26 protein-coding genes are annotated in these 26,825 nt (G+C 71.3%); 16 read left to right on the top strand and 10 right to left on the bottom strand.

The window, feature by feature from the left end; translation table 11 throughout:
• Positions 1 to 241 precede the first annotated feature (241 nt).
• Entirely contained in the window at positions 242 to 2,023 is a 1,782-nt protein-coding gene (locus ASD48_RS32040) for a RecQ family ATP-dependent DNA helicase (protein ID WP_057605303.1), read from the top strand.
• A 499-nt stretch (positions 2,024 to 2,522) separates the two neighbouring features.
• Positions 2,523 to 3,335 carry a VOC family protein gene (locus ASD48_RS32035; RefSeq protein ID WP_057605302.1) on the top strand — a complete coding sequence of 271 codons (813 nt, stop codon included), beginning with the start codon at positions 2,523 to 2,525 and terminating at the stop codon, positions 3,333 to 3,335.
• 256 nt (positions 3,336 to 3,591) lie between these two features.
• Here ASD48_RS32035 and ASD48_RS32030 read toward each other — a convergent pair whose 3' ends face one another.
• Both ASD48_RS32030 and ASD48_RS32025 read right to left on the bottom strand, forming a co-directional pair.
• Complete coding sequence (locus ASD48_RS32030; RefSeq protein ID WP_079074110.1) at positions 3,592 to 4,803, bottom strand: SpoIIE family protein phosphatase; 1,212 nt, start codon at positions 4,801 to 4,803, stop codon at positions 3,592 to 3,594.
• Positions 4,800 to 6,407, bottom strand: a complete 1,608-nt coding sequence (locus ASD48_RS32025) for a sensor histidine kinase (protein ID WP_057605301.1) — start codon at positions 6,405 to 6,407, stop codon at positions 4,800 to 4,802. Before ASD48_RS32025 ends, ASD48_RS32030 begins: the two co-directional genes overlap by 4 nt.
• A gap of 109 nt (positions 6,408 to 6,516) precedes the next feature.
• Here ASD48_RS32025 and ASD48_RS32020 point away from each other — a divergent pair, with 109 nt between their 5' ends.
• From ASD48_RS32020 to ASD48_RS32010, 3 genes are all read left to right on the top strand, one after another.
• Positions 6,517 to 7,287: a response regulator gene (locus ASD48_RS32020; RefSeq protein ID WP_199876068.1), complete on the top strand. Its 771-nt coding sequence runs from the start codon at positions 6,517 to 6,519 to the stop codon at positions 7,285 to 7,287.
• A 127-nt stretch (positions 7,288 to 7,414) separates the two neighbouring features.
• Positions 7,415 to 8,281 carry a GNAT family N-acetyltransferase gene (locus tag ASD48_RS32015; RefSeq protein ID WP_057605300.1) on the top strand — a complete coding sequence of 289 codons (867 nt, stop codon included), beginning with the start codon at positions 7,415 to 7,417 and terminating at the stop codon, positions 8,279 to 8,281.
• Between the two features lie 263 nt (positions 8,282 to 8,544).
• Positions 8,545 to 10,062: a glycoside hydrolase family 43 protein gene (locus tag ASD48_RS32010; protein WP_057605299.1), complete on the top strand. Its 1,518-nt coding sequence runs from the start codon at positions 8,545 to 8,547 to the stop codon at positions 10,060 to 10,062.
• Between the two features lie 58 nt (positions 10,063 to 10,120).
• Here ASD48_RS32010 and ASD48_RS32005 read toward each other — a convergent pair whose 3' ends face one another.
• Entirely contained in the window at positions 10,121 to 10,987 is an 867-nt protein-coding gene (locus tag ASD48_RS32005; RefSeq protein ID WP_057605298.1) for a hypothetical protein, read from the bottom strand.
• A 231-nt stretch (positions 10,988 to 11,218) separates the two neighbouring features.
• Between ASD48_RS32005 and ASD48_RS31995 the strand changes: the two genes are divergently transcribed.
• Positions 11,219 to 12,130, top strand: a complete 912-nt coding sequence (locus tag ASD48_RS31995) for an AraC family transcriptional regulator (protein WP_199876066.1) — start codon at positions 11,219 to 11,221, stop codon at positions 12,128 to 12,130.
• Positions 12,131 to 12,158: 28 nt separating this feature from the next.
• Here ASD48_RS31995 and ASD48_RS31990 read toward each other — a convergent pair whose 3' ends face one another.
• The 4 genes from ASD48_RS31990 to ASD48_RS46070 form a co-directional block, all read right to left on the bottom strand.
• The gene (locus ASD48_RS31990) at positions 12,159 to 13,268 is read right to left on the bottom strand and encodes a macro domain-containing protein (RefSeq protein WP_079074108.1); all 1,110 of its coding nucleotides are present in this window, start codon (positions 13,266 to 13,268) and stop codon (positions 12,159 to 12,161) included.
• 197 nt (positions 13,269 to 13,465) lie between these two features.
• Positions 13,466 to 14,224, bottom strand: coding sequence for a nuclear transport factor 2 family protein (locus tag ASD48_RS31985; RefSeq protein WP_057605295.1), 759 nt, complete (start codon positions 14,222 to 14,224; stop codon positions 13,466 to 13,468).
• Between the two features lie 171 nt (positions 14,225 to 14,395).
• On the bottom strand, positions 14,396 to 15,253 hold the full coding sequence (locus ASD48_RS31980; RefSeq protein ID WP_057605294.1) for an SDR family oxidoreductase: 858 nt from the start codon (positions 15,251 to 15,253) through the stop codon (positions 14,396 to 14,398).
• Between the two features lie 224 nt (positions 15,254 to 15,477).
• On the bottom strand, positions 15,478 to 15,603 hold the full coding sequence (locus tag ASD48_RS46070) for a hypothetical protein (RefSeq protein WP_282438361.1): 126 nt from the start codon (positions 15,601 to 15,603) through the stop codon (positions 15,478 to 15,480).
• 238 nt (positions 15,604 to 15,841) lie between these two features.
• On the opposite strand from ASD48_RS46070, the gene ASD48_RS31975 reads away from it, so the two are divergent.
• From ASD48_RS31975 to ASD48_RS31945, 7 genes are all read left to right on the top strand, one after another.
• Entirely contained in the window at positions 15,842 to 16,561 is a 720-nt protein-coding gene (locus ASD48_RS31975; RefSeq protein WP_157880754.1) for a hypothetical protein, read from the top strand.
• Complete coding sequence (locus ASD48_RS31970; RefSeq protein WP_057605292.1) at positions 16,558 to 17,940, top strand: prenyltransferase/squalene oxidase repeat-containing protein; 1,383 nt, start codon at positions 16,558 to 16,560, stop codon at positions 17,938 to 17,940. The genes ASD48_RS31975 and ASD48_RS31970 overlap by 4 nt, the downstream gene beginning before the upstream one ends.
• A gap of 2 nt (positions 17,941 to 17,942) precedes the next feature.
• A complete protein-coding gene (locus ASD48_RS31965; protein WP_057605291.1) occupies positions 17,943 to 18,560 on the top strand; it encodes a uracil phosphoribosyltransferase in 618 nt (205 codons plus the stop codon).
• A 94-nt stretch (positions 18,561 to 18,654) separates the two neighbouring features.
• Positions 18,655 to 19,209 carry a class I SAM-dependent methyltransferase gene (locus tag ASD48_RS31960; RefSeq protein ID WP_157880753.1) on the top strand — a complete coding sequence of 185 codons (555 nt, stop codon included), beginning with the start codon at positions 18,655 to 18,657 and terminating at the stop codon, positions 19,207 to 19,209.
• Positions 19,199 to 19,780, top strand: coding sequence for an inosine/xanthosine triphosphatase (locus ASD48_RS31955; RefSeq protein WP_057605289.1), 582 nt, complete (start codon positions 19,199 to 19,201; stop codon positions 19,778 to 19,780). The genes ASD48_RS31960 and ASD48_RS31955 overlap by 11 nt, the downstream gene beginning before the upstream one ends.
• Positions 19,781 to 19,784: 4 nt before the next feature.
• Complete coding sequence (locus ASD48_RS31950; RefSeq protein WP_057605288.1) at positions 19,785 to 20,585, top strand: carbohydrate kinase family protein; 801 nt, start codon at positions 19,785 to 19,787, stop codon at positions 20,583 to 20,585.
• Between the two features lie 392 nt (positions 20,586 to 20,977).
• Positions 20,978 to 21,697 (top strand): DinB family protein, encoded by a 720-nt coding sequence (locus ASD48_RS31945; protein ID WP_057605287.1) that lies wholly within the window; start codon positions 20,978 to 20,980, stop codon positions 21,695 to 21,697.
• Between the two features lie 29 nt (positions 21,698 to 21,726).
• Here ASD48_RS31945 and ASD48_RS31940 read toward each other — a convergent pair whose 3' ends face one another.
• A complete protein-coding gene (locus tag ASD48_RS31940; RefSeq protein ID WP_057605286.1) occupies positions 21,727 to 22,320 on the bottom strand; it encodes a TetR/AcrR family transcriptional regulator in 594 nt (197 codons plus the stop codon).
• A 161-nt stretch (positions 22,321 to 22,481) separates the two neighbouring features.
• Between ASD48_RS31940 and ASD48_RS31935 the strand changes: the two genes are divergently transcribed.
• On the top strand, positions 22,482 to 23,468 hold the full coding sequence (locus tag ASD48_RS31935; RefSeq protein WP_242432797.1) for a patatin-like phospholipase family protein: 987 nt from the start codon (positions 22,482 to 22,484) through the stop codon (positions 23,466 to 23,468).
• 1 nt (position 23,469) lies between these two features.
• The gene (locus ASD48_RS31930; RefSeq protein ID WP_057605285.1) at positions 23,470 to 24,999 is read left to right on the top strand and encodes an NAD(P)/FAD-dependent oxidoreductase; all 1,530 of its coding nucleotides are present in this window, start codon (positions 23,470 to 23,472) and stop codon (positions 24,997 to 24,999) included.
• On the opposite strand, the gene ASD48_RS31925 is transcribed toward ASD48_RS31930, so the two are convergent.
• The gene (locus ASD48_RS31925) at positions 24,959 to 25,426 is read right to left on the bottom strand and encodes a helix-turn-helix domain-containing protein (protein WP_057605284.1); all 468 of its coding nucleotides are present in this window, start codon (positions 25,424 to 25,426) and stop codon (positions 24,959 to 24,961) included. The two genes, ASD48_RS31930 and ASD48_RS31925, sit on opposite strands and share 41 nt — an antisense overlap.
• 91 nt (positions 25,427 to 25,517) lie before the next feature.
• Here ASD48_RS31925 and ASD48_RS31920 point away from each other — a divergent pair, with 91 nt between their 5' ends.
• On the top strand, positions 25,518 to 26,018 hold the full coding sequence (locus ASD48_RS31920; protein WP_057605283.1) for a PaaI family thioesterase: 501 nt from the start codon (positions 25,518 to 25,520) through the stop codon (positions 26,016 to 26,018).
• A gap of 40 nt (positions 26,019 to 26,058) precedes the next feature.
• Here ASD48_RS31920 and ASD48_RS31915 read toward each other — a convergent pair whose 3' ends face one another.
• Positions 26,059 to 26,745, bottom strand: coding sequence for an SDR family oxidoreductase (locus tag ASD48_RS31915; RefSeq protein ID WP_057605282.1), 687 nt, complete (start codon positions 26,743 to 26,745; stop codon positions 26,059 to 26,061).
• Positions 26,746 to 26,825 lie beyond the last annotated feature (80 nt).

The following is a 26,825-nucleotide window of genomic DNA, read 5'->3' as shown; positions in this document are numbered from 1 at the left end:
CACATGTGGTGGGACACCATAGTTCTGCCTGCGGAGGTGCGTGCGACCACCATGACGGCGTCGCCTACGCCTCTACGAGAGCCGCTCAATGGAGCCGTTCAACGGAGCCGCTCGACGGAGCCGCGCAATACAGCCTCGTGGGGATCCTGATGTTCGCGACCGAATCGTGAGGCGACAACCCGGCGAACCGGGGTAACCGCCAGGCACACGGCGGTTGGACGCCCTTCCCGCAAGGAGAACCATGTTCGCACTCACGTCCCGTCGCCTGCGCGCCATCGCTCGTCGGGTCTTCGGCTGGCAGCAGTTGCGTCCGGCCCAACTGGGCGCGATGAAGGCCGTGATGAAGGGGCGTGACGTACTCGCCGTCATGCCGACCGGCGCGGGCAAGTCCGCCGTGTACCAGGTGCCCGCGGTCCTGCTCGGCGGTCCGGTCGTCGTCGTCTCACCACTGATCGCGCTGCAGCGGGACCAGATGCAGAGCCTGCTCGGATCCGGCGCGCTGCGCGCCGCCGCCATCAACTCCGCGCAGCCCAGGAGCGACAACGAGACCGCGTGGGCCCGCATCAGCGCCTCCTCGGTCGACGTGGTCTTCCTCGCGCCGGAGCAGCTCGCCAAACCGGACGTCACGGACCGGCTCGCCGCCGTCCGGCCCCGGCTGCTGGTGGTGGACGAGGCACACTGCGTGTCGTCCTGGGGGCACGATTTCCGGCCGGACTACCTGCGGCTGCGCCACGCGCGCGAGCGGCTCGGCAACCCGCCGGTGCTGGCACTGACCGCGAACGCGGCCGCCCCGGTGCGCCGGGACATCGCCGAACGGCTCGGCATGGACGACCCGGTGGAGATAGTGGCCGGCTTCGACCGCCCCAACATCCACCTGGACGTGTCGACCTTTCAGGACGGAGCCGCCAAGGAGCGGTTCGTCGTGGAGCGGGCGGCCGTCGAGGAGAAGCCGGGAATCGTGTACGCGGGGACCCGGCGGGCCGCGGACAGCTACGCCGAGCAGTTGAGCGACCTCGGACTGTCCGCCGCGAGCTACCACGCGGGCCGGTCCGCCGCCGAGCGCGGCCGGACCCAGGACCGCTTCAGCTCCGGTGAACTCGACGTGGTCGTGGCGACCTCGGCGTTCGGGATGGGGATCGACAAGGCGAACGTACGGTTCGTGCTGCACGCCTCCGTCCCCGGGTCGCTCGACGCCTACTACCAGGAGATCGGCCGGGCCGGCCGCGACGGGGCGCCGGCCAGGGCGATCCTCGCCTACCGTCCGCAGGACCTGGGCCTGCAGCGCTTCTTCGCCGCCGGCGCTCCCGACGCCGACGCCTTGCGTCGCGTCGCCGAGCGACTGCGCGGCGAGGAGGGCGCCGTGGGCGCGACCCGGCTCCGGGACGACTGCGAACTCGGCGCGACGGCGCTGTCCGCCGTGCTGAACCTGATGGAGGAGGCCGGGGCCGTTCGTACCGGGCCGGACGGCAGCCGCTTCACCGGCGCGGACGACGACGTCGACGCCGCCGTGCAGAGCGCCCTCGCCGTCCACGCCACGCACCGCAAGCTCGAACAGTCCCGGGTCGACATGATGCGCGGGTACGCCGAGACGACCGACTGCCGACGGCGTTTCCTCCTCGGGTACTTCGGAGAGTCCGTCCCCGTCCCGTGCGGGGCGTGCGGCATCTGCACGGGTCCGGCGGCCGAGCCTGCGACCGCCCGGAGGCGCGAGCGGTCAAAGGACGCCGGAGGGCCGTGCCGGGCGGCCACGCGGCAGCGCCGGTGGACCCGGTCCGGTGCGCGTGCGGGCGACTCCGCGGGTGCCGTCCGGGCGGTGGAGACCGTCGCCCGGCCCGCGGCGGACGAACACCCCTACCTGCCGGGCGTCGTCGTGCGCCATGAGCGGTGGGGGCGGGGAGAGGTCATGAGCGAGGGCGACGGCAAGATCACCATCCTGTTCGAGTCGGTCGGCTATCGCACCCTGTCGCTGGCCGTGGTGACGGACAGGCAATTGCTCGCCGCACTGCCCGACTCACCGCGCTGACGCCGGACCCGCACGGTTCCGCGTGACGGAGGGGGGTCGCCACCGTGTCGGGCGCCCCGCTCCCGTGCCGATGCGCCCCTCGCGGCGGCTGTTCGGCGAGAGCCGGCGCTCGCCGAGCTGAACGCCCCGCTCGTCCGCCCTGCTCGTCGGCCCCCGCTCGTCCGCGCCCGCTCTTCCGCCCCGCTCGTCCGCCCGGGGCGTGACGGTCGGCTCGTTGGACCAGGTCGCTGAACTCCAGGTCGGGCCACGGCCCGACGAGTCGGCGTGTAGTGCGTAGGCACCACGACAGCCGGGGGCAGGTAGGGGGACGCGACCCGGATGTCCCCAGCCTCTGCGGCGGGCGTGGCAGGTCAGGGGCAGGGCGTCGAGGCCGAACCGCGGGTCCTGGCGCCCGCAGCGCTCGTACGCCTGGTCGGGGGCCCTCCGCTCGCGGCCGACGCGCGATTGTCGGTGGCCGGTGTCAGGCTGAAATGACACAGGACCTGCGAAGGGAACAGCCGTGATCACGACCGACCTCACTCCCGGCTCCCCCTGCTGGCTCGACCTCGGGGCGCCCGACGTGCGCGCCGCCGCGGCCTTCTACGGCTCGGTGCTGGGCTGGGACTTCGAGTCCATGGGCGACGGCGGGGGCGAGGGCGGGGACCTGGCGGGCGGGATGTTCCAGAAGGACGGCAAGACCGTCTCCGGTCTGGGCAAGCTGTCCGAGGAGGGCGCCCGCTCGGCCTGGATGATCTACTACTGCGTCACCGACGCGGATGCCACCACCCAGGCGGTGGAGAGCGCGGGTGGCGCGGTCCGGGTGCCCCCGAGAGACCTCGGCGAGTGGGGGCGGATGGCGCAGTACACCGACCCGTCGGGCGGCCAGTTCGCGGTCTGGCAGCCCGGGAAGAACGCGGGCTTCGAACTGGCCGACGTGCCGGGTTCGCTGTCCTGGACCGAGCTGTACACGAGCGACGCCGCGGCCGCGAAGGAGTTCTACGGCGCGGTCTTCGGCTGGCGGTTCAGCGACACGGAAATGCCGGGCGGCGGAGGCACGTACACCCTCATCACACCGGCCGGGCTTCCCGAGGAACGCATGCAGGGCGGCCTGATGCAGGTCCGCGAGGAGGACCTGGCCCTGGCGGGCGGGAAGGCGTACTGGCACCCGGTGTTCGCCGTCGACGACTGTGACGCCGCCGTTGCCGCGGTCACCGGGGGCGGCGGCAGCGTGCAGATGGGACCGGCGGACGCGGAGGGCGTCGGCCGGCTCGCCGTCTGCCTCGACCCGTCGAACGCCGACTTCGTGGTGCTCACCCCGTCCTCACCGAGCTGAGTGGCCTACCGAGCCCTGAGCGGGCTTCCGAGCCTGAGCGGGCTTCCGAGCCCGAGTGCGCTTCCGAGCCTGAGCGGGCTTCCGAGCCCGAGTGCGCTTCCGAGCCTGAGCGCGGCGGGCCACGCCCCTCTTCGACGACGGCCTGCCCGCGGACCGGTGGACGCTCCTCAGCCGGACCGCGGGCGAGCACGGCACGTTGGCCCTCGTCCACGACCCGGTCCGCCGAGTTCCCTCGGCGCTGCTGTTCCGCAAGGGCTCAGGGCTGGGTGGGGGTGGGGCGCACGCCCCAGTCGAGGCGGAGCACGGCGAGATCGTCGGAGTGGCGTCCGGCGTTCAGCTCGTGGGTTTCCTTGATGAGGAGGTCGACATGAGCGGCCGGGTCTGCCGACGGCAGGGTTCCGATCAGCGTGAGCAGCCCCTCGACGCCGAGCCGTTCGTTCGTCGCCCCGTTGTGCCCCTCGGTGAGGCCGTCGGTGTAGAGGGTCAGGGCGCCCGTGGCCGGGAGCGGGATGACGGTGGAGGGCCAGCTGCGCAGCCCGGGGACGATGCCCAGGGCGATGCCGTGCGCGGCGGTGAGTTCCCGGGTTCCCCCGGCCGTGGTGAGGAGGGGCTCGTGATGGCCGGCCAGGTGGAGGGTGGCGGTCGCGGTGTCCTGGTCGAGGGTGAGGAGGGTGCAGGTGGCGAACAGCTGCTGGTCGCCGCGTTCGGCGATCAGGATGCGTTCCATGAGATGCAGCAGGTCCTCGCCGCGGTGCCCGCCGAGCACGAGGGAACGCCAGGCGATGCGCAGGCAGACACCGAGCGCGGCGGCGTCGGGGCCGTGTCCGCTGACGTCGCCGACGACGGCGTGCAGCAGTCCGTCGTCTCCCTCCACCACGTCGAGGAAGTCCCCGCCGAGCAGGGCCATCGCGGCGCCGGGCAGATAGCGGGAGGTCACTCGCACGGTGGAGGTGTCGAGCATCGGCTGGGGCAGCAGCCCGCGTTCCAGGCGGGCGTTCTCCTCGGCCCGCAGACGGGTGGCCTGGGCTTCGGCGCTCGCGCGCTCGGTCTGGCTTCGGTAGACGGCGTACCGCACCGTGCGGTGCAGCAGGTCCGCTTCGACCTTGCCCTTGACGAGGTAGTCCTGGGCTCCGGCGGCCATGGCGTCGGTGCCCGCCTGGGCCTCGGACAGCCCGGTCAGGACGATGACGGCGGTGTGCGGGGCCAGGGCTCGCACGGCGGCGACCGCGTCGATGCCCGACACGTCCGGGAGGTGCAGGTCGAGGAGGACGCAGTCGATCGGGGCGCCGGCCAGTTCGGTGCGGGCCTCGGCCAGGGTGGTGCGGGTCGTCAGCTCGAACCGCAGCCCCGTGTCGTACAGGAGCTCCTCGACGAGCAGGGCGTCGCCCCGGTCGTCCTCGATCAGAAGGATGCGGTACATCGGCTCGTCGGGCGCCGCTTGGGGGCCGGTCGTCATCGCGGTGGTCATCGTGTCTGCTCGGTGCCGGCGCGGTCGGCCTCCGGCAGGGTGGACGGGCCGGGGTTCGCCGGCGGCTCGGGTGCCAGGGTGAAGGCGATGCGGGTGCCGTCCTGGTAAGCGGTGTCGACGCCGATGGTGCCGCCGTGGAACTCGACGATCTTCTTGCACATCGCGAGGCCGATGCCGCTGCCGGAGTAGGCGTCCTTGGTGTGCAGCCGCTGGAAGATGACGAAGACCTTGTCGGCGTACTCCGGAGCGATGCCGATGCCGTTGTCGGTGACGGTGAACCGCCACAGCTCCTCTTCCCGGGCCGCCGTGACATGGATCTCCGGAGCTTTGCCGGGACGGCGGAACTTGACGGCGTTGCCGATCAGGTTCTGCCAGAGCATGCCCATCTGGGTGGGGTCGGCGACCAGGGTCGGCAGCGGGTCGTGGGTGACCGTCGCGGCGGCCTCCTCGATGCCGACGCTCAGCGCGGACAGGGTCCGCTCCAGCACCGTCTCCAGGTCGACGCTCTGGTGGGTGTTGTGCATCCGTCCGACCCGGGAGAAGTCGAGCAGGTCGTTGATGAGGACCTGCATACGGTTCGCCCCGTCGACCGCGAAGTCGATGTACTGGTCGGCCCGGGTGTCGAGTTGCCCTCCGTAGCGCCGCTGGAGGAGCTGGGTGAAGCTGGAGACCTTGCGCAGCGGCTCCTGGAGGTCGTGGGAGGCGACATACGCGAACTGCTCCAGCTCCGCGTTGGAGCGCTGAAGGTCCGCGGCCTGCGCGTCGAGACGCTGACGGGCCTCTTCGCTGAAGGCCAGTTCCCGTACGAGACGGCGGCGCATGAACTCGATCTCGCCGCTGAGCCGCCGCAGGTCGGCGGGGCCGGTCGGGGTGATGGGATGCTCGAAGTCGCCGTCGGCGATGGTGCGGGCGTCCGCGCCGAGCCGGTCCAGCGGCCGGGTGATGCCGCGGCGCAGTCCTTCGAAGACGAAGGCCGTGAGGACGACGACGAGCACCGCGGCGGCGCTGAACACCACGTTCCGCAGGGCCATCGTGTCCATCAGGTCGTCCCTCGCCCCGGCGCGGTCCGCGCGCAGCCGCTCCTGCTGTCCGCTCAGGGCGGCACGTACGGCGTCGAAGGCCTTCTTGCCCTCCGCCGCCCGTTCGGTGGCCAGCGGCGAAGGGGCGCCCACCGGTGAGGCGGCGATCGGCCGGGCGATCCTCTCCTGCCAGGTGGCCAGCGTGTCCTGCACGGTCCGCAGGTCGTCGAGGCGGGCCCGGTCGTCGGCCAGCAGCCCGGTGAGCTGCGCGACGCTCGTCTTCTGCTCGGCGAGGCCCTCCTGGTACGGAGTGAGGAAGTCCGGCGTGCCGGTGAGCCCGTATCCGCGGATTCCGGTCTCCTGGTCGAGGAGGGCCGACTCCAGACGGATCGCCGTGGTCAGCGCGGGAGACCGCACGTCCACGAGGTCCCTGCTGATCGATTCGGTCCGCGCCAGGATCCATGCCCCGGTGACGCCGAGAAGAGCCAGCACCGCCAGGGACGCGGCCGCCCCCACGCGAAGCCACCGCCGGGTCGTCCACGTGGAAAGCCACCGCGTACGCGGTGGTCTCTCGCTGCCGGTCATTCTGTGGACTCCTCGCTGCGAACATTTGCCCGAAGGCAACGGTCGGCACACTCTAGACGGCGACAACGCTTGTTGTCGCGAGCTCCCCCCGGACCATAGAGTGCCAGGTATGCCAGGCAAGAACTTCGATCTGCGGACCAGTCCGCAGGAGACGGCCGTCATCGCGGACGCCGCGGTCGGCAACCTTGCCCAGCGCCTCGCCCACCGGCTGCTGGAAAGCCCCCCGAACCCGGCACCGGACGACCCGGCACAGGCCCTGGCTCTGCTCCACCTGCTGAACCAACTCCAACAGGCCGCCGAACGGCTCCAACGGGAAGCAGCCGTGGCTGCCGCCCGCGCGGGAGCGGGCTACCCGCAGCTCGGCGCCGCCTGCGGCCTGACCCGCCAAGGCGCCCGGCGTCGCTGGCCGGGGCTCTTTCACCACTCTGACGAGACACCCACGGAGCATCCGATGATGACCACCCCCGCCCGCCCGTTCGACGTCCTGCTCGTCGAGGACGACGTCGCCGACGCGATGCTCATCGAGGAAGCCCTCTCCGAGCGTGGGGCGCGCAACCTGGTCCAGGTCACCGACGGAGTCGCCGCTCTGGAACACCTGCGCACCCCGGGCAACCCGCGCCCCGACCTCATCGTCCTCGACCTGAACATGCCGCGCATGAACGGCCGCGAGCTGCTGAAGGTCCTGAAGAGCGACGAAGACCTTCAGACCATCCCTGTCGTCGTCCTCACCACCTCCACCGCCCCCGGCGACGTGACCGACGCCTACAGCAGCCACGCCAACGCCTACGTGACCAAGCCCGTCAACCTGGACGAGTTCGAGAAGGCCGTCCAGAGCATCGACGCCTTCTACCTCGACACCGCCACCCGGCCCCGCCCCTGAGACACCGGAACCCCGAACCCTCGCCGCTCCGCACCCCCGACCCGCCGTCTTCCCCCCGAACGCCCACCGCGCCCGCCCACCGGAATTCGGGTGCGGGCGGCCGGCGCGTTGGTGTGTCATCGGGGGTATGGCGACGGTGCTGGGCAAGCCGGGAGTCGACGGGCTGAGCGAGGCCGAGGGCGTCCTGCGGGAGTGGCAGCACGACGGGGCTCCGACGCAACTGCACCCGGGGGACCTGGGCTGGTTCTGGCGGTTCGGCGCGGAGGCGACGGCCGCGGCCGTCCGGACCTGGAGCCGGGACGGACGGATCCTCGCCGTCGGGCTGCTGGACGAGCCCCGGCTGCTGCGGCTGACGATCGCCCCGGACGCCCGCCGGGACGAGGAGTTGACGCAGCGGCTGCGCGAGGACCTGACCGAGCCCGAGCGCGGCGTACTGCCGGCGGGCAGGGTGGCCGTCGAGGCGCCGATGGGCGCACTGCTCCAGGATCTGCTGCTGGAGCACGGCTGGGACGCCGACGAAGCGTGGACGCCGTTGCGCCGCGACCTCACGCCGCCGGTGCGGGACCCAGGCATACGGATCGAGGTGACCGGACCGGAGCGGGCGCACGCGCGGACCGCCGTACAGCGGGCGGCGTTCGACAGGTCCACGTTCACGGACGGGCACTGGCACGCGATGGCCGCCGGATCGCCCTACGCCGACGCTCGGTGTCTGGTCGGGTACGACGCCCTGGGCAACGCGGTGGCGGCGGTGACCGTGTGGTCGGCCGGTCCGGGCAGGCCCGGGTTGCTCGAGCCGATGGGCGTGCACCGGGAACATCGCGGTCAAGGCCACGGCAGGGCGATCACCGTCGCCGCGGCGGCCGCACTCCGCGACCTCGGCTCGTCGAGCGCGATCGTCTGCACCCCGAGCGCGAATGCGGGCGCCGTCGCCACCTACAGGTCGGCCGGTTTCCGCCAACTGCCCGAGACCCGGGACCTTCGCCGGGAGGACTGAGCCGATCTCTCACGACGGTCCGCGCGGCACCGGGGGAGAGCCGCCGGTCGGCTCACCCTCTCTCGGCGGGTCTGCGCTCTCTCGGCGGTCTCTGCGCTCTCTACGCGGGTCTCCCGGCGACGGAAACTTTCGGTATGCGGCACGGAAATTGACAGGAAGCAGCGCACCGCGCCTACTCGATCGTGATCGTCCGGCTCCGCCGCCGAACCGGCCGGACCGGCTCCGCCGGAACCTCCGGCGGGTCATCCGAGTGAAAGGACTCGATGAGGGTGTCGAGCAAGCCCGAGAAGGCCGAGACCGTCGTCAACCCGGTGATTCCGGGCTTCCATCCGGATCCGTCCGTCTGCCGGGTCGGGGAGGACTACTACCTGGCCTGCTCCAGCTTCGAGTACTTCCCGGGAGTACCGGTCTTCCACAGCCGGGACCTGGTGCACTGGACGCAGATCGGGAACGCCCTCGACCGGCCCGGCCAGCTGCGCCTGCCGCTCGACACGCCGTCCTCGGGCGGCGTCTACGCCCCCACGCTCCGCCACCACGACGGCCGCTTCTGGCTGATCGTCACGAATGTGAGCGCCGACGGCAATCTGCTGTTCACGGCCACCGATCCGGCCGGCCCCTGGTCCGATCCCCTCCGGCTGCCCGGAGTGCACGGCATCGACCCGGACCTCGCCTGGGACGAGGACGGAAACTGCTGGTGCACCACCGCCGGAGTCGGACAGGTCCGCATCGATCCGTACACCGGGGAGACCTTCGGCCCGCAGCGCCGGCTCTGGTCCGGCAGCCCCGGCGCGAAGGCCCCGGAGGCGCCGCACCTCTACCGGATCGGCGACTTCTGGTACCTGCTCATCGCCGAAGGCGGCACCGAGCGCTGCCACAGCGTCTCGATCGCCCGCGGCCGCACCCCCGCCGGGCCGTTCGAGCCGTGCCCGGCCAACCCGATCCTGACGCACCGGGGCACCGACCACCCCGTCCAGAACACCGGTCATGCCGACCTGGTGCAGGCGCCGGACGGCTCGTGGTGGATGGTGCTGCTCGGCGTGCGGCCGGGTGGTGGCACCCCCGGGTGGCACGTACTCGGCCGGGAGACGTATCTGGTGCCGGTCGACTGGGCGGACGGCTGGCCGGTCGTCGGCGAACTGTCGCCCTCGATACCGGCGCCTCCCTGGCCGTTGGTGCCGCAGCCCGCGGTGCCGGACCGGGACGACTTCGAGCTGAGTGAACTCGCCCCGCTGTGGGTGTCGTTGCGGCACCGGCCGCCGGAGGTGTGCACGACGAAGGAGAAGCCCGGCTGGCTCACCCTGCGTGCCCGCGGCGGCTCCCTCGACGACACCGACGTGACGTTCGTCGGCCGGCGGCAGCAACACCTGTCGTGCCGGGTGCGCGCCCTGGTCGACGTCGCGGACGGCCACGGGGGCCTGGCCGTCCGCCTTGACGAGCAGCACCATTACGACATCGAGGCCTCGTCCGGTGAGGTGCGGGTGCGGGCCCGTATCGGTCCGTCGGACACCGTGGTGGCGTCCCGGTCGACGCTCCCCGGGCCCGTGGTTCTGCGGATCGAGGTGTCCGCCGTGCACTCCGTGCGCGATGCCCGCACCGGCCCGGACATCGTCACGTTCGGCGTCGAGGAGGCGGACGGCACCTTCGTCGAACTGGCCTCGCTGGACGGGAAGTACCTCTCCACGGAGGTCGCCGGCGGCTTCACCGGCCGGGTGATCGGGATGTTCGCCGGCGGCGGCGCCGTCCACTTCGACTGGTTCGCGTACGAGCCGGTCGATCGCTGACCCGCCTCACGCCGTCCGCGCCGTCCGCGTCGTCCGTGCCGCCCCGGCTCCGAGGCCCTCAGGCGAGGAGTTCGTGCAGGAGCCGGTTCGCGTCGAGCGGGACGGACAGCGCTCGTCCGGCCAGGTCGGCGGGGACCTCGGGGTGTTCGGGGTTGACCCGGACGAGTCGGGCCCGGGGCGTTCGGCGCACCAGGTTCTCCACGGGGCGGCGGATCACGCCGGGGGTGTTGAATCCGGCGCCGATCTCCACGACGAGCAGGTTCTCGTCGGCCGGGTTCCGTTCGAGCCACTCGGCCAGGCGTCGGCCGGCGGGCAGATGCGCGTCGTCGACGAACTCGGGGCCGACCCGGACGTTGGGGAAGACGTCCGCGCCGCAGCGGGGGCAGCGCGGCAGGGCCGCCTCGTCGCGCACGCGACCGCTCTCCCGGTCGTACGCCGCGAGCACCGCGTCGAGGTACGGCTTGCTGGACCAGGTCTCCCGCGTGCAGGGCACGGTGCACTGGAGACGGCCGTAGTCGCCCTGGGGGGTGAAGACGCGGTCCGCCGCGAAGCCGTTGCGGACGAACAGCGCGTCGACGTTCGACGTCATCACCCGGTGGTCGCGGTCGCCGACCAGTTCTCGCAGCCGCAGGTAGAGCGGGTTCGGACCGGTGCTGTAGCGGATGTCGTCGATGTGGACGGCCCAGTAGCCCCACATCATGTCCCTCGGCAGGGGCACCCCGAGGAGGTAGCGCGAGCGCAGGCCGAGGCGGTGCAGTGCGGGAAGCAGTTGCCCGAAGCGTTCGGCGTCGCCGTAGTCGTAGCCGGCGGCCGCGCTCAGGCCGGCGCCGGCCGCGACCAGGATCCGGTCCGCCGCTCCCAGCCAGGCGCGGAACGTGTCGGCCGCCTGTACCGCAGCGAGAGGGGGCTTGCTCGTGGTTCTCACGACTGAGGAGTTCCTTCCTTTTCCCTGCTCTTTTCCGTGCCCTTTTCTGTGCTCTGCCCTGCGGCCTTCTCCATGGCCTTCTCCGTGGCCTTCTCCGTGGTCGTCTCCATGGCTTTCTCTGAGGCCTTTCTCCGAGGTCTTGCCTTTTTCCGTCACTCAAGGCACCTCTGCCTGCGGGACACCTTCAACGTACGAGGTGAGGAAGGTTTCATCGGGATACACTTCTGACTGATGATGGCCAAAAACCGACAGAATGCCTCGCGAGAGATCACCGAGGTGCCCTTCGCCGCGCCGGCCGGGACGCCCGCCGGCGTCGAGGTCATGTCGCTGGCCGACCTGCGGGGGCGGGTGCCGGAGCGCGTCCTCACCCGGCCGCAGCGTCCCGACTTCCACCATCTGCTCGCTCTGACGTCGGGAGACCTCCGGCACACGGTGGACTTCGCCGGTCATGTCCTGCGGCCGGGCGCCTGGTTGTGGGTGCGCCCCGGGCAGGTGCAGCAGTGGGGCGACCTGACCGGGGCCGAGGGCACCCTGGTCCTCTTCCGTCAGGAGTTCCTCGACGCGGCCACCGCGACGGCGGCCCGCGTCGACGACCCGCACGCACCCGTCGTCAGCACCCCCGTCGCCGAGGACGCCGCGGCGCTCGACCTCGCGGTGGAGCACCTGAGCCGCGAGTTCGGCGCACTCGGCCACCTGCCCCTGGGTGTCCATCTGGCCGCCCTCCGCCATCTCCTGGCGGTCCTCGTGCTGCGTCTGGCCCACCTCACGGTCCCCGTCGGCAGCCCGGCCCCGGAGCCGGACGAGACCTACCTGCGGTTCCGGGACGCCGTCGAACGGCACTTCACGCGGACCCGCCGAGTGGAGGACTACGCCCACATGCTCGGCTACTCCGCGCGCACCCTGGCCCGGGCCACCCTGACCGCCGCCGGGATCAGCGCCAAGGAGTTCGTGGACCGCCGGGTCGTCCTGGAGGCCAAGCGCCTGCTCGCGCACAGCGACCGGACCGCGGCCCAGGTGTCGGATCAGCTGGGCTTCGCCCGTCCGTCCCAGTTCAGCAAGTACTTCATGCACCGGACCGGCCGGTCTCCGATCGACTTCCGCACCATGGTCCGGGGCCGCGCCGAGGACCACGGGCCGGGATGAGCGGTGAAGGGCTCCGGGCCTCGGTGTCCTACCAGGGGGCGCCCGAGGGCCGGCTCCGTCGGGCAAGGGCGCGGCGGTAGGCGGTCTCGCCGGCGTCCTCGTAGACGGTGAACACGACGCGGTCGAGCCTGCCGGGATGCTCGTCGAGCCAGTCGGCGACCGTTCGCAGGGCTACGAGGGCGGCCTCGTCCTTGGGGTAACCGAAGACGCCGGTGCTCACCGCGCACAGGGCGACGGTGCGGATCGACCCGGCCTCGGCCGCCAGGTCCAGACAGGCGCGGTAGGACGAGGCCAGTGCCCGCGCGTCTCCGGCGCGGGGCCGGCCGTCGACGATCGGGCCGACGGTGTGCAGGACGTGGCGGGCGGGGAGATGGTAGCCGCGAGTGATCTTGGCGCCACCGGTCGGCTCGGAGCCGCCCTGCAAGGTGACCACGGTGTGGCAGTCGTCGCGCAGCCGGGGCCCGGCGGCGTGGTGGACGGCGTTGTCGACGCAGGCGTGCAGGGGACGGAAGCAGCCGAGCAGGGCACTGTTGGCGGCGTTGACGATGGCATCCGCCGCGAGGGTGGTGATGTCGCCCCGCCACAGCGCGGTGTGGCGGGCCGCCGGAAAGGCCGTGCCGGGGAACTCCTCCGCGATCGTGGGCAGATGACCGGCCGGGACGCCGGGCCGCAGGTGGCGTTCCGTACCGAGGACCCGGTCCACGGCCTCCTCGGCGCCCTCGGGCAGGGGGCCGGGAGGACGGACGGTCAGCACGGCACGCAGGAGCCGGCGCGCCGTGGCCGCGTCGGCGTGGCGGAGATCCCGCAGGAAGCCGGTGGACGGGCCGGGTCGTGACACGGCCCGGTCGGTGCCGAGCAGACGCAGCGCCGTGCGCACGTGCTCGTCCAGCCGGTCGGCCGGAGCGGGGACCGCGGACGGCCGGAAGGGTTCGTCCAGGGCGACGGCCTTGCGGTAGGCGGCCAGCGGCAACGCCGGAGGGTGGCCCTCGATCCTGGCCCCGGCCCCCGAACCGTCGTGTGCCTCGGTGCGTGCCTCGGTGCGTGCCTCGGCCCGGGTATCGGGCCGGGGTCGGGATCGGGAGTCGGGTCGGGCGTCCGGCCGGTCGGGATCGCTGGACCGGGGGCGCGAAGTGGTCATGGAACGGCTCCGGGTGGGGGCTGCGGATCGGCGGGCGGACAGCCGCGGGGGAGTGCCCCGGCAGGTGGTGCGGACCCCGTCGGAGCGGACCCTCGTCGGCGCAGGCCGTTGGTGTCGAGGTCGGAACAGACCATCGGTGTCGAGGTCGGAAAAGACCATCGGTGTGGAGGTCGGAACAGACCGTCGGGTGTGGGAGGTCAGAACAGACCGTTGGTGTGGGGGAGTTCGGCCGGGACGGGGGCGATGACGTCCCAGTGCTCGACGATCTTGCCGTCGGCGACGCGGAAGAGGTCGTAGTAGGCGACCGGCACCCCGAACTCGCCCGCGGACTGCACCAGGACGAGATCTCCCTCGGCGATGACCCGGTGGACCTCGGTGTAGACGAGGTTCCTGCCCTGCTCTGCCCATCGCGCGGCGGCCGCGCCGAAGCCGTCCAGCCCGTCGGCGGCCTCCGGGTTGTGCTGGTGGTACGTCTCGGCGGAGATGTAGTCGGTCAGCACCGAGTAGTCGGCGCCGACGAGCACCTTCGCCGCGAACTCCGTCACCAGGGCGCGATTGGCCTCGGTCCGGTCGGCGTCGGTCGTCTCTGCGGGACCGTCGGTCTGGGAGCGGCCCGAGACGGTGTCCTCGACGTACGGGCTCAGCGCGTCCCAGTGCTCGGCGAGCCTGCCGTCGGCGACCCGGAAGATGTCGAAGCCGACGAGCGGGTCCGGGCCGAAGCCGTGGTAGGTGCCGTGCAGGGCGACCAGGTCGCCGTCGGCGATGACCCGGGCGCCCTCGTAGCGGAAGTCGGTGCCGAGACCGGCGACCAGTCCGCGCAGCGCCTCCGGGCCGTCGGCCGCGAGGGAGCTGTGCTGCGTGTAGTCGGCGGCGACCCAGCGGTCCACGGCGGAGGGGTCCTTGTCGCCGAACAGTTCGGTGGCGGCCTGGAGGACCGTGTTCTTGGCGTTGCTCATGGCTGTCTTCCTTGTCGGCGGTTGCACGGGGTGATGTGTTCAAACTAGGCCGACGTGGAAGGGCTGCTGTCACTTTTTGATGACCTCTGATGGTCAAAAAGTGACATCACCTAGATCTGTGGCGCCGGTGAGGCCGTAAGGCCGGCGACGCCGACGGGAGGCGATCGCAGGTCAGCCCTGTCTAGCGCGGACGACGTCGGCGAGTGGGGTGGCGGGGCGGCCGGTGAGGCGGGGCACGGCCTCGCTGACCCCGTCGAGCTCACCGGCGGCGACGGCCGTGTAGGTCGACACCCAGGCGTCGAGCTGCCAGCGCGGAGCGCCGTAGGAGGCGCGGGAGGCGTACGCCTCCTCGACCGTCTCGGGCAGGTAGGTGACGGTGCGGCCCTGCGCCTCGGACAGGATCACCGCGGCCTCGGCGAAGCCCAGGGAGTCGGGCCCGGTCAGGTCGTACACACTGCCGGCGTGCTCGGCCGGGCGGGTCAGCACGGCGGTGGCGGCGTCGGCGACGTCGTCCTGCGAGACGAACGCGGCACGTCCCTGCCCGGCCGGACCACGGATGACACCGTCCTCACCGGCCAAATCGGGGACGAACTCCGCGTAGAGGTTGTCGCGCAGGAACGTGTACGACAGGCCGCGCGCACGGATGTGTTCCTCGGTGTGGAAGTGGTCGCGGGCGAGGGTGAAGGTGGCGTCCGGCGCGGCGCCGAAGAACGAGAGATACACGAGGTGCTCGACGCCCGCCTCCGCCGCGGCGTCGACGAAGGTCTTGTGCTGGACGAGCCGGTCGGGGCTCTCCGAGGCGGACACCATGAACACGGTCCTCGCACCGTCCAGACCGCGCAGGACGGCGTCGTGATCGCCGTAACCGCCCTGGACCGGTGTGGCGCCGGGCAGTTCCGGTGCCCGCTCGGGGCTGCGGACCAGCATCCGCTGGGCCACTCCCCGCGCGGCCAGGCGACGGGCGACCCGACCGCCGATTCGGCCCGTGGCTCCGGTGACCACCAGGGTCGGTCGGGGTGATCCGGTCATGCTGACATCACTTCCGTCAGATCGGTGTGGGTGGGTGACGCCGGTGTATTGAATCCGGAGTCGAGCCCCTCGACGAGCAGGCTCACGCTGCGGGCGCGTCGCGCCGGAAGAGTATGACGCCGACGACGGCCCCTCGTCGAAGCCCACCTCTCGCTGAAAACCGTCGGCGGTCCCGCTCTCCCCTGCGGGTGCGGAACCGCCGAAAGGACCTCCGAATGCGGGCACTAGAGGAAATTCGCGACGACGGAGATGATCTGGATAATGGTCCAGACCGTCACCTTGAAACTCTCGATGGCGATGAGCGTGCGCCAGTACCGGTCTTCGGGCTTCATCGGATTTCCGTTCGGCATGTGACTCTCCCCTTCATTCCCCACCCCCGGTGTGTCGGGGATCCTGGTCAAAGGAGAAGGGATTTGACGGGGTGTCCAGAAGGCGAGCGGACGAAGTGGTGGCGCCGGCGGACGAATGGAGCCGTTCCAGGACGCACCCTTTTCGCCGCACAGTGGCTGACCTAGACTGCCGTCGGACAGGTGCGGACAGGTGCGGACACTGGGTGGTTCAGTGATCGAGCGACTTGACACAGCGGATGTGGACCACGAACTCGCCTCCGTGACGACCCGTCTGGAGCTGGCGGCCCTGCTCCGTGTCGTCCACCTCCGTGCGGACCACCCCTCCCTGCGCGAACTCGAGATACGCACCCGCGACGCGCCTGTCCGACTCTCCAGATCGACGACGTCGGACATGCTCGCCGGCCGGCGGTTTCCGAGAAAAGCCGTGCTGCTGGTCTTCCTCGGTCAGTGCGGCATCAGCGGGACCGCTCCCTGGGAGCGGGCCTGGGAACGCGTCGCCACCACCGAAGGTCCCCCGGCGAACACCGACGTCCAGGCGGTCCGACAACAATGCGCGGGGTTGCTGGAGGCGGCGCGCCGGCAGGCGGACGAGATCGTCGCCGACGCGCGGAGGCAGGCCGAGGCGATCGTCGCCGCGGCCCGGGAGAACCGGTCTTCGTACGAGTCGGCCCCGCCGGCCGAGGCGACGAAGGACCCGGTGAGCGTGCGTAGGAGCATCGCTGAGATCCGTCGTCAGAATCCACTCGTCTACGCGACTCCGGCCGCCCTGGGAAAGACTTTCGGCAAAAGCCGTGAATATCACCGGCAGGGCTGTCGCAGGACCGAGAACGTCAAATTGACGGCCGTGACGCTGAGCGAGGCGCGCGTGAAAGGGTTACGACGTTGTCCTGAATGCAGGCCGGACGGGGCCCCGGCTCAGCACGCCGAACACGGCGGCGTGGAACCGGAGCGTTCATGACGGCGGGTGATGTCGGCGGAACCGATGTGAGCCGGATCCTCGAACACGCGCTGCTGCGCATCGATCAGGACATCGCCCAGGTCTCGGCCGACCTGCAAGAGGCGCACCACTACATCTACAGCCGTTTCGTCCAGCGCCCCGAGGCCAGCGGCTGGCCCCAGTTCCTGGACGAATCGGGTCCCCCGACCGCGACGGGAACCGCGTGCGTGGCGTCGTCGCTCATCCGCATGGGGGTCAAGCGCCAGGACGTCCATCTGATCGAGGCGACCGATCTGCTCTGCAGCGAGCAGTGTGCCGACGGTGGCTGGTCGAAACCGGGGTTCGCCGATCACCTGAGCCTCACCCTGGTCACCTGCCTGTCCCTGCACGCTCTCGCGGCTCTCGGGCTCTTCAGCGGACATCCGGTGGTCGACGAGGGCCTGATGTGGCTCAGTCGCGCGCAGAACGACGACGGCGGGTGGGGCTGTCTGGCCTCCGACGACCTGAGCGACGTCACGGCCACGGCGTACGCGCTGAGAGCGCTGGACATGAGCCATGCGTCGGCGTCCCCCCTCCGCCAGGTGCGGGAAAGGGGAGCCGACTGGCTCGTCCGTCAACAGAACGACGACGGTGGCTGGGGCATCCGGCACGGCGAGCGCTCGACGGCCGCCCACACGTCACACGCGGTGGAGGGGATGCAGGCCGCCCACATGCCATGGGCCTGCGCCGCCGCCCTCGACGAGGCAAAGGAGTGGCTGCTCACGACGCTTCCCCAGGCGCCCCTGGTCCCGTGGATCGAGCACTACCAGCTGCCTGCCTCCATCGCCTCGGGGCTGCCCCGCCGTCTGCATTCGGCCCGCCTGCGCTGGACCCACCTGCCGGCCGAGAGATCCCTGATCGCCTTGCTGGGACTGGGAGTCGACGTTCACCACCCCACGGTGCGCCGACTGGTCGACGACCTGGCCCAACGGCACGAGAAGGAACTCTGCTGGCAGGTCCCCGGTGTCCCCGCGGTCTCGGCCTCCTGGGCGGTCCTCGAGGCGGTCAACGCGCTCAGCCGCTACCTGGACGCGGTCGAGGCATCCCGCTGGCGGACTGTCTGCCAGGTGCTGACGGTGAGCGTCGTCCCGCGTATCGCGGAACTGGAGAAGGCGCAGGAAGAACTGCGTCTGCGCACCGACGCGCTCGCAACACCACCCGCCGACAAGGGCCGTCGCGCATGGAAGACCTTGCTGTCCCCACGCGTGCTCGCGATCGAGCTGACCGCCGTCGCCCTGGGCGGCGGCCTCGTCGCCACCCTGGGGACGGTGAGCGGAGCGGACACCGAAGCCCTCGTGCTCGCCGGGGCCGCCTGGATCGTGGCGATCCCGCTGTTCGTCATGGCCGCGCGACGAGGATGAACATGCAGCCGTTCTCGTATCCCGAAAGGATCGATCCGCGTCTGCACATCTACCCTTCTCAGGAAGCCGATCGCCTCAAGAGCCGCCTCCTCGAGCATCATGAGACGGGCCTCCTCGGCGCGATCGGCAGGGAGCTGTTCACGCGTATGGACACCGCGGATCTGGTGCCGATCTTCGTTCTGCGGGGAGGGCTCGCCCTCAGGGACGCCTACGTGGAGGCCGCGGGCTTCGGGCCGGCCGGCGTGATCGTCCCGTGGCGGGCGAGGCACACCGAGGATCCGACGGTCAGCTACGCGTCCCTGCCCGTCGTGCCCGGCGCCCGGTACGCGCTGGTGGACACGCTCGTCGCGTCGGGCCGCACGATCATCGCCTGTCTCCACGCCCTGCGGGTCCGGGTTCCGGGAGCCCGGGTGGACGTCGTCGCCCCCTTCGTCGCCACCGCGGGCCGGGAACGCATCATCGCCGACGCGGCCGACGCCCACCTCCACTGCGTATGGCACGCCGAGGACGTCGACGGCGATGGCCGCATGATCGGTCCGGGGTTCGATGTCGGGGACCTGGTCCTCGGGTGGAACGGTCGGCATCTCGTCTGGAGCGGCGAAAGGGGCGAACGTGCCTGACGGGCTCGCTCACTGGGAACGAACCAGGGCCCCCCTCACCGGCGCGGCGATCCTGAAGGGGCTCGGCGTCACGGGGGCACGGACCATGCCTGGTGTGGCACTCGACGTGGGGTGCGGTTCAGCCGCTGTGGCAAGGGAGTTGAGCGGTCGCTTCGACCGTGTGATCGGCCTCGACATCGATCACGCGATACTGCGCCGCGCGAGGGTCCCCGAGGTTCCCTTGATCACGGCGGACGCGGCGAAGCTGCCACTGGCCACGGAAAGCATCGACTACGTCTTCAGCTACGGAGCGCTGCACCACACCGATCCGGAAGAATCGCTGGCGGAGATCGTCCGGGTCACCTCTCCCGGCGGACGGATCGCGCTCATCGATTTCTCCGCGCCGAACAGGCCCCGGCGGCGCCGGATCGGACACACCTGGCGGGTCGTCACATCGTTCCGCAACTATCGAGGCCGCCTCGGTGTCGTCGCGGCGCTGCGGATCGTACTGTTCCGTCTGAGTCCGCGGTGGAGAGGTCATCTCCGCGCGGATGTCTTTCTGAGCGAGCGGGATTTCGTATCCGTCTACGGCTCGCTCCTGCCCGGTGCACGCTTCTCCCACGAGGAAGGCCGAACGACCGTGACATGGAGCAAGCCCCATGCCCTTTGAGGAAACGACTTCGACCACGCTCCCGCGCGTCGCCGTCGGATCGACCAACCAGGCCAAGATCGACGCGATCCGGGAGGGATTCACCCAGCTGCTCGGGCCCGTCCTGGTCGAGGGCGTGGCGATCGCGGGCGCCCCGGAGCAGCCCCGCGGTGACGACGAGACGCGCAGGGGTGCCGAGTACCGCGCCGAATCGGTGCGGAAGGCACTCCCGCAGGCTGATTTCTGGGTCGGACTGGAGGGGGGTGTGGAGACGGTCGACGGCACGGTCATGGTCATGGCCTGGGTCGTCGTCGCCACCGCCGACCAGGTCGGGCGGAGCAGAAGCTCCACCTACCAACTGCCCCCGTCCGCCGCCGCCGTGCTGACGGCCGGCGGCTCTCTCGGCGATGTCTCGGCAGCCGTGGGCGGCGACGACTGGCGGACGTGCGGCCTGGTGGCCTGGCTGTCCGGCGGGCTGATCACCCGAGGTTCCCTCTACGTACAGCCGGTGACCCTCGCGCTTCTCCCGTTCCTGAGCCCCTGGTCCGCGGCACGGGAAAACCTCGCCTCGCACTTCGATGTCTCGCGGTGACCGTGTGGGGCTCCTGGTCGTGGGCGACATGGCGGTCGACGTGCTGGTGACGCCCGACGAGGATCTGCGCGAAGTGGGATACACCGAAGGGTCGGTTCTGCTCACTCCGGGCGGCTCCGGCTTCAACCTCGCCCGGGCGGGCAGGGAGAACGGGTTCTCTCCCGTTTCACTGGTCAGCGGCCTGGGCGACCCCACATCCCTACCCGCCCGATTCCTGGCCGAGGAACTGCAGGCGCTCGGCATCGAGCTGATCAGTGACAAGAACACCGTCGAGCGGACCGGGGCGGTGCTCGTCGGCTACCTGCCGGACGGTTCGCGCGCCATGGTGGCGGCGCCGAACGCCAATCGGAACGCCCTCACCGCACACACGGTCGCCGTGGCAAGCGCCGTCCGGGCCCCCTTCGTCGTCGTCTCGGGATACATGCTGTTTCGCGCATCGACGCGGGAGGGCACCCTCGAGATCATGCACCGCGCGGCGGCACGCGGCGCCAGGGTGGCCCTCGACATCGTCCCGCATTCGGTGAACCGGTGGCTGGGGCTGGAGGAACTGCGCTCGCTGCTCGGCCCGGTGGATGTACTGGCAGGCGAGCACAAGACGTTCGCGGCCTTCGGCGCCCCACCGGAACTCCTGCTCGACGACGTCCGCGGGGTGCTCATGCACACCCTCGGCGACCGCTACCACGTTCACAGCCGCTCGGGCATCGTGGAGGGCGACTTTCCCCGCCCGTCGGACGCCGTCGAACGGCGAGGCCTGACCGACCGGCTCCTGGTCTCGACACTGCGCGAGCACTTCGTCTCGCCATGACGTCGTCAGGGCCGTCGGCGCATGCGGCACGGGGTTTCTGATTCCCGGACGGACGGACGAACGGACGAACGGACGGACGAACGGACGGACGGACGGACGAACGGACGGACGGACGAACAGACCGGAGCGTGGACGACTTCGACAAGGAACGCCTTGCTCTTCGGCCCCTTGGCGGTGCGTGAGCCCGCCGGCGGCGAGGCGGCGATACCGGCGCAGGTGGCCGTGCTCCTCTCCGTGCCGTCGAGGACAGGCCCCCGCACCCATGGCATGGTGCGGCCCGCTGCCCCACATGCGCTCCGGGGAGTGGGGAAATCGGTGGCGGCCGGTGACGTGAGCCGTTAACTTCCGCCTGAGCGCGGTGAGTTACGCGGCGCGACCGAGGGGAGCCACGTATGCGGACCGAGGGCGCGCGACCCGACCGTCTGGGTCCACTGCTCGACCAGTTCGACCAGGCCAGGGAGATGGCCCAGGTACGGCTGACGGGGCTCGGCGACGAGGAGTATCTGTGGGAGCCGGTGCCCGGTTGCTGGTCGCTCCGGCGCCGGGGCGAAGCGGCGACGCCCAGGGCGTTCGGGCCCGGGGAGTGGGTGCTCGACCTGGGTGCCGCGGACATCCCGGCGAACGAGTACGCCGAGGTCGCCCGGCAGGCAGCCGACGGCATGTCCGTCGCCAGGATCGCCGAGGACTGGAGCGTGAGTGTCGAGCGGGTCGAGGAGATCCTCGCCCACACCGGCGACCCGGAACCCGACGCGACGCCGATCACGACCATCGCGTGGCGCCTGGGGCACCTGCACTTCGAGTTCGCGGGCATGTGGGAGTGGACCTTCGGTGAACGGCGGCAGGACCCGAAGCTGATGGTCGACTTCACGCCCTCCGCCGTCCCGACCCTGGAGCGGTTCTGGGCGGTGATCGACCGCTGGCGGGACGGCGTCGCCGGTGTCACCGACGAGCAGCTCGACACGGTCGGGTTCTCGCGGTACCCGTACAGCAACGACCGCGACTACCCGTACATCGGTGTGCTGGCGTCGGCCAACCTCGAATTCATCCACCACATGGCCGAGATCGCGTTGCTCCGCGATCTGTGGCGGTCCCGCTTCACCACCTCCGGCTAGGCCCGGCGCCCCGTGCGGGCGCCGCGGCTTCATGCCCCCAGGTTCAGCACGAGCCGCAGGGTGTCCGTGAGGACCGTGGTGGGAACCGAAGGGTCGGCCACCCGCTGGATGCCCAGGCCGATACCCAGACTGAGCAGGGTCATCGCGGCCTGGTCGGCGGGCATGGCCAAGCCGGCTCCGAGCTCCCCGGCGAGCGCCTCCAGGAGCTGGGCCAGTACTTCGCGGACGGCGGTGGCGCGCGCCGTGATCTCACGCCGGAGCTCTTCGTCGTGACGGGCGCGCGTGAGGAACTCGACCTCGAGCGTGGTCCACGCCTCGTCGCCGATGTGCGCCTCGCCCCAGGCGGAGAAGGCCGCGAGGCGGACCTCGAACCGGTCGTCACCGCTGACGGAGTCCGTCAGCAGCCTCAGCTGCTCGGCTCGGATGTCGTCGATGGCGGCGAGGCACAGGTAGTCCTTGTTGCGGAAGTTCGAGTAGACGGCTCCCTTGGAGAAACCGGCTGCTTCCGCGACGTCGGTGAGGGAAGTGGCGGCGTAGCCGTTGCGCAGGAACAGGTCCCGGGCGGTGGTGACGAGCCGTTCCCGAGTGCGTTCCTGGCTCTCGACGCGGCTGAGGCGGGCCATGTTGTCCGTTTCCTTGTCCGTCCTGTGCGGCGTCCGTCCGGTGCGGCTGTCCCGCGAAGTGCCGAAGGCTCTCGGATCCTATCCCCGCAGGGCCTGTCCCTCGATTTCAGATACCGCTAGTATCCGGATCTCGGCGGTATCGCAGAGGGGCGGAGACTGCATTGACCACGACCGGAAGCAGAGCGACACCTTCCCGGGGGCTGGTGCTGGGCTGCGGCGGAACGCTCGGCGCGGCCTGGACGATCGGCGCCCTGCACTCGCTCCAGGAGGCCCTGCGCTGGGATCCGCGTGACGCGGACGTCCTGGTGGGCACCTCGGCGGGGGCCGAGCTGGCCGCCATGCTGGGGAGCGGCATCGGTGTGCGGGAGCTGCTGGCCGCACAGCTCGGGGGCGAGGACTCCCGGCCCGAGCTGGCGCACCACTTCGGGGCGCCGCCCCGGGGCGTACCGCCACGGCCGGCCGCCCTCCTCGGATCACCACGACTCGCCGGCCGGGCACTGGGCGGTGCCCTGCCCGCGCTGACCGGTCTGTCCGGCCTGCTGCCGCGGGGCAGGGGCGACGCCACCTGGCTGGCGGCCGCCGCCGACTTCCTGGCACCGGACGGAAAGTGGGTGGCCCATCCCGCGACCTGGCTGGTGGCGACCGACTTCGATTCGGGCCGGCGCACGCCCTTCGGGCATCCGGACATCCCGCCGGTCGCCCTGCGGGACGCGCTCCGTGCCTCCTGGGCGGTCCCCGGCTGGTTTCCGCCGGTGCGCATCGGCGGCCGGCGCTACGCGGACGGCGGCATCGGTTCCCCGACCTCGGCCGACCTGCTGGTGCCCTGCGGGCTGGACGAGGTGTACGTCGTGGCGCCGATGAGTTCGCGGGCTCCCGGGCGGCGCAGCGGACTCGGCCGGGCCGAAGCGCTGCTGCGCCGCGTCATGACCCGCATCCTGAGCGCCGAGTGCGCCGCGCTGAGCGCCACGGGCACCCGCGTCGTCCGCATCGAGCCCACGGCCGCCGACCTGGCCGCGATGGGCGGCAACCTCATGGACCCACGCCGCCGGCCGGCCGTGCTGGAGACCTCTCTTCGTACGACGCGGGCGACGGTCCGTGACCTTCTGGCAGAACCCGTGCCGTGTCCTCGCCCGCGTACAGGAGCCTGACATGTCCCGACCCGACGGCACCACCGCGACCGTCACACGCGAGACCCACGAGGTGGAGGCGCTCATCATCGGCAGCGGCCTGTCCGGCATCGGAGCCGCGATCAAGCTGCGTGAAGCCGGTCTGCGGGACCTCGTCCTCCTCGAGAAGGCGGACGAGCCGGGCGGCACCTGGCGGGACAACACGTATCCGGGCTGCGCCTGCGACGTCCCCTCCGCCCTGTACTCCTACTCCTTCGCGCCCAACCCCGGGTGGACGCGGGCCTTCGCCGCCCAGCCCGAGATCCGCGCCTATCTGCACCGCACGGCGGCCACGTACGGGATCACCCCGCTCATCCGCTTCGGCACCGAGGTCCTGCGCGCGCAGTGGCACGCCGACGAGGCGCGCTGGCACGTCGAGACCAGCCGTGACCGCTACACGGCGCGCCTGCTCATCGCTGCCGCGGGACCCTGGCACGAGCCGTTGATTCCCGAGATCCCCGGGCTGGCGGACTTCTCCGGTGAGGTCTTCCACTCCTCGCGCTGGCGTCACGACCACGATCTGGCGGGCGCGCGGGTGGCCGTCGTCGGCAGTGGCGCGTCGGCCGTGCAGTTCGTGCCCGCCATCCAGCCGCGGGTGGCTCGGCTGGACCTTTTCCAGCGGACCGCGCAGTGGGTGCTTCCCAAGCCCGACCACCATGTGCCGGGGGCCGAACGCCGGCTCCTGCGACGCTTTCCGGCCGCCCAGCGGGCCCTGCGGAGCGCGGAGTACGCGGCGATGGAGACCCTGGGCCTCGGCTTCCGGCATCCCGCCCTGCTGCGGGCGGTGCAGAAGGTGGGCACCCTCCATCTCGCGGCCACGGTCAGGGACCCGCGGCTGCGCCGGGCGCTGACACCCGACTACACGCTCGGCTGCAAGCGGCTGCTGCTGTCGAACACGTACTACCCGGCACTGACCCGGCCCAACGTCACCGTGCACGCCACGGCGGTCGAGGCCGTCCGCGGCAACCGGGTCGTCGGCGCGGACGGCACCTGCGCCGACGTCGACACGATCATCCTGGGCACGGGCTTCCACATCCTGGACATGCCCATCGCCCAGCGGGTGTTCGACGCCGACGGTGTCTGCCTGGACGAGCACTGGAAGGGCAGCCCGGACGCCTATCTGGGCACGACCGTGAGCGGTTTCCCCAATGCGTTCCTCCTCCTCGGGCCGCATCTCGGAACCGGGCATTCCTCGGCCTTCATGGTCCTCGAAGCCCAACTGGAGTATCTGGCGGGCGCGGTGCGGCACTTCCGTTCGGCCGGCTGGGCGGCCATGGACGTCCGTCCCGAGGTCCAGGCCGCCTTCGCCGCCGAGGTGCAGCAGGCCCTCGCGCCCACCGTCTACAACGCGGGCGGATGCTCCAGCTACTACCTCGACGGCAACGGCCGCAACAGTTTCAGCTGGCCCTGGTCGACGGGCCGGATGCGCCGACGGCTGGCCGGGTTCGACCCGGAGGCGTACGGCGTCACGCTCACGAACGGGGCCGGGCGCCAGGTCCCAGCCGGGCCGTGACCTCCCCGGGGCCGAGGGCGGAGTGTTCCGCGGAGCACTCGACGACGACGCGGAGCGGAGCGCCGCACTCGGTGTGGCGCACGTCCAGCACGGGACCCTCGGCGTCGAGGGCGTACGCCTCGCCCCACTGGCTCAGTGCCATCAGGACGGGCCACAGGTCCCAGCCCTTGCGGGTCAGCCGGTACTCGTTGCGGGGGCGGCTGCCCGGCTCCTGATAGGGGACGGTCCTCAGGATCCCGGCCGCGGTCAGCTTGCGGAGGCGGTCGCTGAGGACCGCCTCCGACAAGCCGATATGGCGGTGGAAGTCGTCGAAGCGGCGGACGCCGTTGACGGCGTCCCGCAGGATCAGCAAGGTCCACTTCTCCCCGATCACGTCGAGCGTGCGCTGGACGGGACAGTTCTCCGTGCTCGCCTCAAGCCACTTCATCCCGCCATCCTAGGACCCTGACTTCGTCGTTGACAGTCAGCCGACGGGGAAGCTAGCTTCACTTCGAAAAGTCAGATGGAGGCACTGGGCTGTGGGACGAACACGTACGTATCAGTGGGAAGATCCGGCGATCCTGGCGGACGCCGCCGGACGCATGGCGGGTCTCGAATTCCTGCGCGAACTTCAGTCGGGGCGGCTGCCGGGACCGCCCGTCAGCCATGCCCTCGACTTCACCCTGGACGAGGTGGAGGCCGGCAGGGCCGTCTTCTCCCTGACGCCCGGCGAGGAGCACTACAACCCGATCGGCAGCGTCCACGGCGGCATCTTCGCCACCCTGCTCGACTCGGCGGCGGGATGCGCCGTCCAGTCCACCCTCCCGCTGGGCATGGCCTACACCTCCCTGGACCTGACGGTGAAGTTCCTGCGGCGGATCACGGCCGACACGGGCACCGTCCGTGCCATCGGTACGGTGGTCACCGCCGGCCGTCAAACCGCCCTGGCCCAGGCGCAGTTGTTCGACGCGAGGGACCGTCTGCTCGCCCACGCCACCAGCAGTTGTCTGCTCTTCCCGGTGCCTCGCCCTCAGGGGTGACCCGGCTCCGTGCGGGGCCGGGCCGCCCGGCCGGACCGCCTCATGCCGCGCTCGGCGCCGAGGCCAGGCCCTGCTTGACGTATCGCGTGGTCTCGTCGGCGAGGATCTCGGGCAGGCCCTGCTCGAGGCCGATGAGCGCCTGGGCGGCGACGTCGGCGGGGTCGGCCTTCTGGTCGGCGGGGACGGCGGCGGCCATGTCGGTGTCCATGTATCCGACGTGCAGCGCGGACACGGCGATGCCGCGGGGCGCCAGCTCCTCGCGGGTCGCGTTGGTCAGCGCCCAGGCGGCGGCCTTGGTCGCCGCGTAGGAGCCGAGGCCGGCCGGGTGCAGCCAGGAGAGCACGGACAGGACGTTGAGCACCGCGCCGCCGCCGTTGCGCTCGATGACCGGGGCGAAGGCGCGGGTGGCGGCGAGCGGCCCGAAGAAGTTGGTCGCCATCTCCAGCCGCACGGCGTCCAGGCCGCCCGCGATGAGCGAGGTGCCGGTGGAGATGCCGGCGTTGTTCACCAGCAGCGTCGCGTCGGACGCCACGCGGGCCGCGGACAGGACGGACTCCTCGTCCGTGACGTCCAGGCGGAGCGGAATCGCGCCGGCCAGGTCGACGGTCTCCGGCCGGCGCGCGGCGGCGTACACCTTCGCGCCACGCTCCAGGAGCTGGGTGGCCAGCTCGCGTCCCAGTCCGCGGTTGGCGCCGGTGACCACTACGACGGCGTCCTTGAGTTCCATGTCTGCTCCCGGTGCTGTGGACCCCGGAGGGAGGGGCCCGTCCGTGGGTTAATTAGATTACGACTGAAATCTAAACTGAG

This window comes from Streptomyces sp. Root1310, from assembly GCF_001426425.1.
Taxonomy (GTDB): Bacteria; Actinomycetota; Actinomycetes; order Streptomycetales; family Streptomycetaceae; genus Streptomyces.
Note: the sequence above shows the minus strand (reverse complement) of the source record. Positions and strands in the feature narration are given on the sequence as shown.

Excerpts from the sequence above, each read along its gene's own strand:
- ASD48_RS32040 (WP_057605303.1), top strand. The coding sequence starts at position 242 with ATGTTCGCACTCACGTCCCGTCGCCTGCGCGCCATCGCTCGTCGGGTC.
- ASD48_RS32030 (WP_079074110.1), bottom strand. The coding sequence starts at position 4,803 with ATGACCACCGCGATGACGACCGGCCCCCAAGCGGCGCCCGACGAGCCG.
- ASD48_RS32025 (WP_057605301.1), bottom strand. The coding sequence starts at position 6,407 with ATGACCGGCAGCGAGAGACCACCGCGTACGCGGTGGCTTTCCACGTGG.
- ASD48_RS32020 (WP_199876068.1), top strand. The coding sequence starts at position 6,517 with ATGCCAGGCAAGAACTTCGATCTGCGGACCAGTCCGCAGGAGACGGCC.
- ASD48_RS32015 (WP_057605300.1), top strand. The coding sequence starts at position 7,415 with ATGGCGACGGTGCTGGGCAAGCCGGGAGTCGACGGGCTGAGCGAGGCC.
- ASD48_RS32010 (WP_057605299.1), top strand. The coding sequence starts at position 8,545 with ATGAGGGTGTCGAGCAAGCCCGAGAAGGCCGAGACCGTCGTCAACCCG.
- ASD48_RS31995 (WP_199876066.1), top strand. The coding sequence starts at position 11,219 with ATGATGGCCAAAAACCGACAGAATGCCTCGCGAGAGATCACCGAGGTG.
- ASD48_RS31990 (WP_079074108.1), bottom strand. The coding sequence starts at position 13,268 with ATGACCACTTCGCGCCCCCGGTCCAGCGATCCCGACCGGCCGGACGCC.
- ASD48_RS31985 (WP_057605295.1), bottom strand. The coding sequence starts at position 14,224 with ATGAGCAACGCCAAGAACACGGTCCTCCAGGCCGCCACCGAACTGTTC.
- ASD48_RS31980 (WP_057605294.1), bottom strand. The coding sequence starts at position 15,253 with ATGACCGGATCACCCCGACCGACCCTGGTGGTCACCGGAGCCACGGGC.
- ASD48_RS46070 (WP_282438361.1), bottom strand. The coding sequence starts at position 15,603 with ATGCCGAACGGAAATCCGATGAAGCCCGAAGACCGGTACTGGCGCACG.
- ASD48_RS31970 (WP_057605292.1), top strand. The coding sequence starts at position 16,558 with ATGACGGCGGGTGATGTCGGCGGAACCGATGTGAGCCGGATCCTCGAA.
- ASD48_RS31965 (WP_057605291.1), top strand. The coding sequence starts at position 17,943 with ATGCAGCCGTTCTCGTATCCCGAAAGGATCGATCCGCGTCTGCACATC.
- ASD48_RS31955 (WP_057605289.1), top strand. The coding sequence starts at position 19,199 with ATGCCCTTTGAGGAAACGACTTCGACCACGCTCCCGCGCGTCGCCGTC.
- ASD48_RS31945 (WP_057605287.1), top strand. The coding sequence starts at position 20,978 with ATGCGGACCGAGGGCGCGCGACCCGACCGTCTGGGTCCACTGCTCGAC.
- ASD48_RS31940 (WP_057605286.1), bottom strand. The coding sequence starts at position 22,320 with ATGGCCCGCCTCAGCCGCGTCGAGAGCCAGGAACGCACTCGGGAACGG.
- ASD48_RS31930 (WP_057605285.1), top strand. The coding sequence starts at position 23,470 with ATGTCCCGACCCGACGGCACCACCGCGACCGTCACACGCGAGACCCAC.
- ASD48_RS31925 (WP_057605284.1), bottom strand. The coding sequence starts at position 25,426 with ATGAAGTGGCTTGAGGCGAGCACGGAGAACTGTCCCGTCCAGCGCACG.
- ASD48_RS31915 (WP_057605282.1), bottom strand. The coding sequence starts at position 26,745 with ATGGAACTCAAGGACGCCGTCGTAGTGGTCACCGGCGCCAACCGCGGA.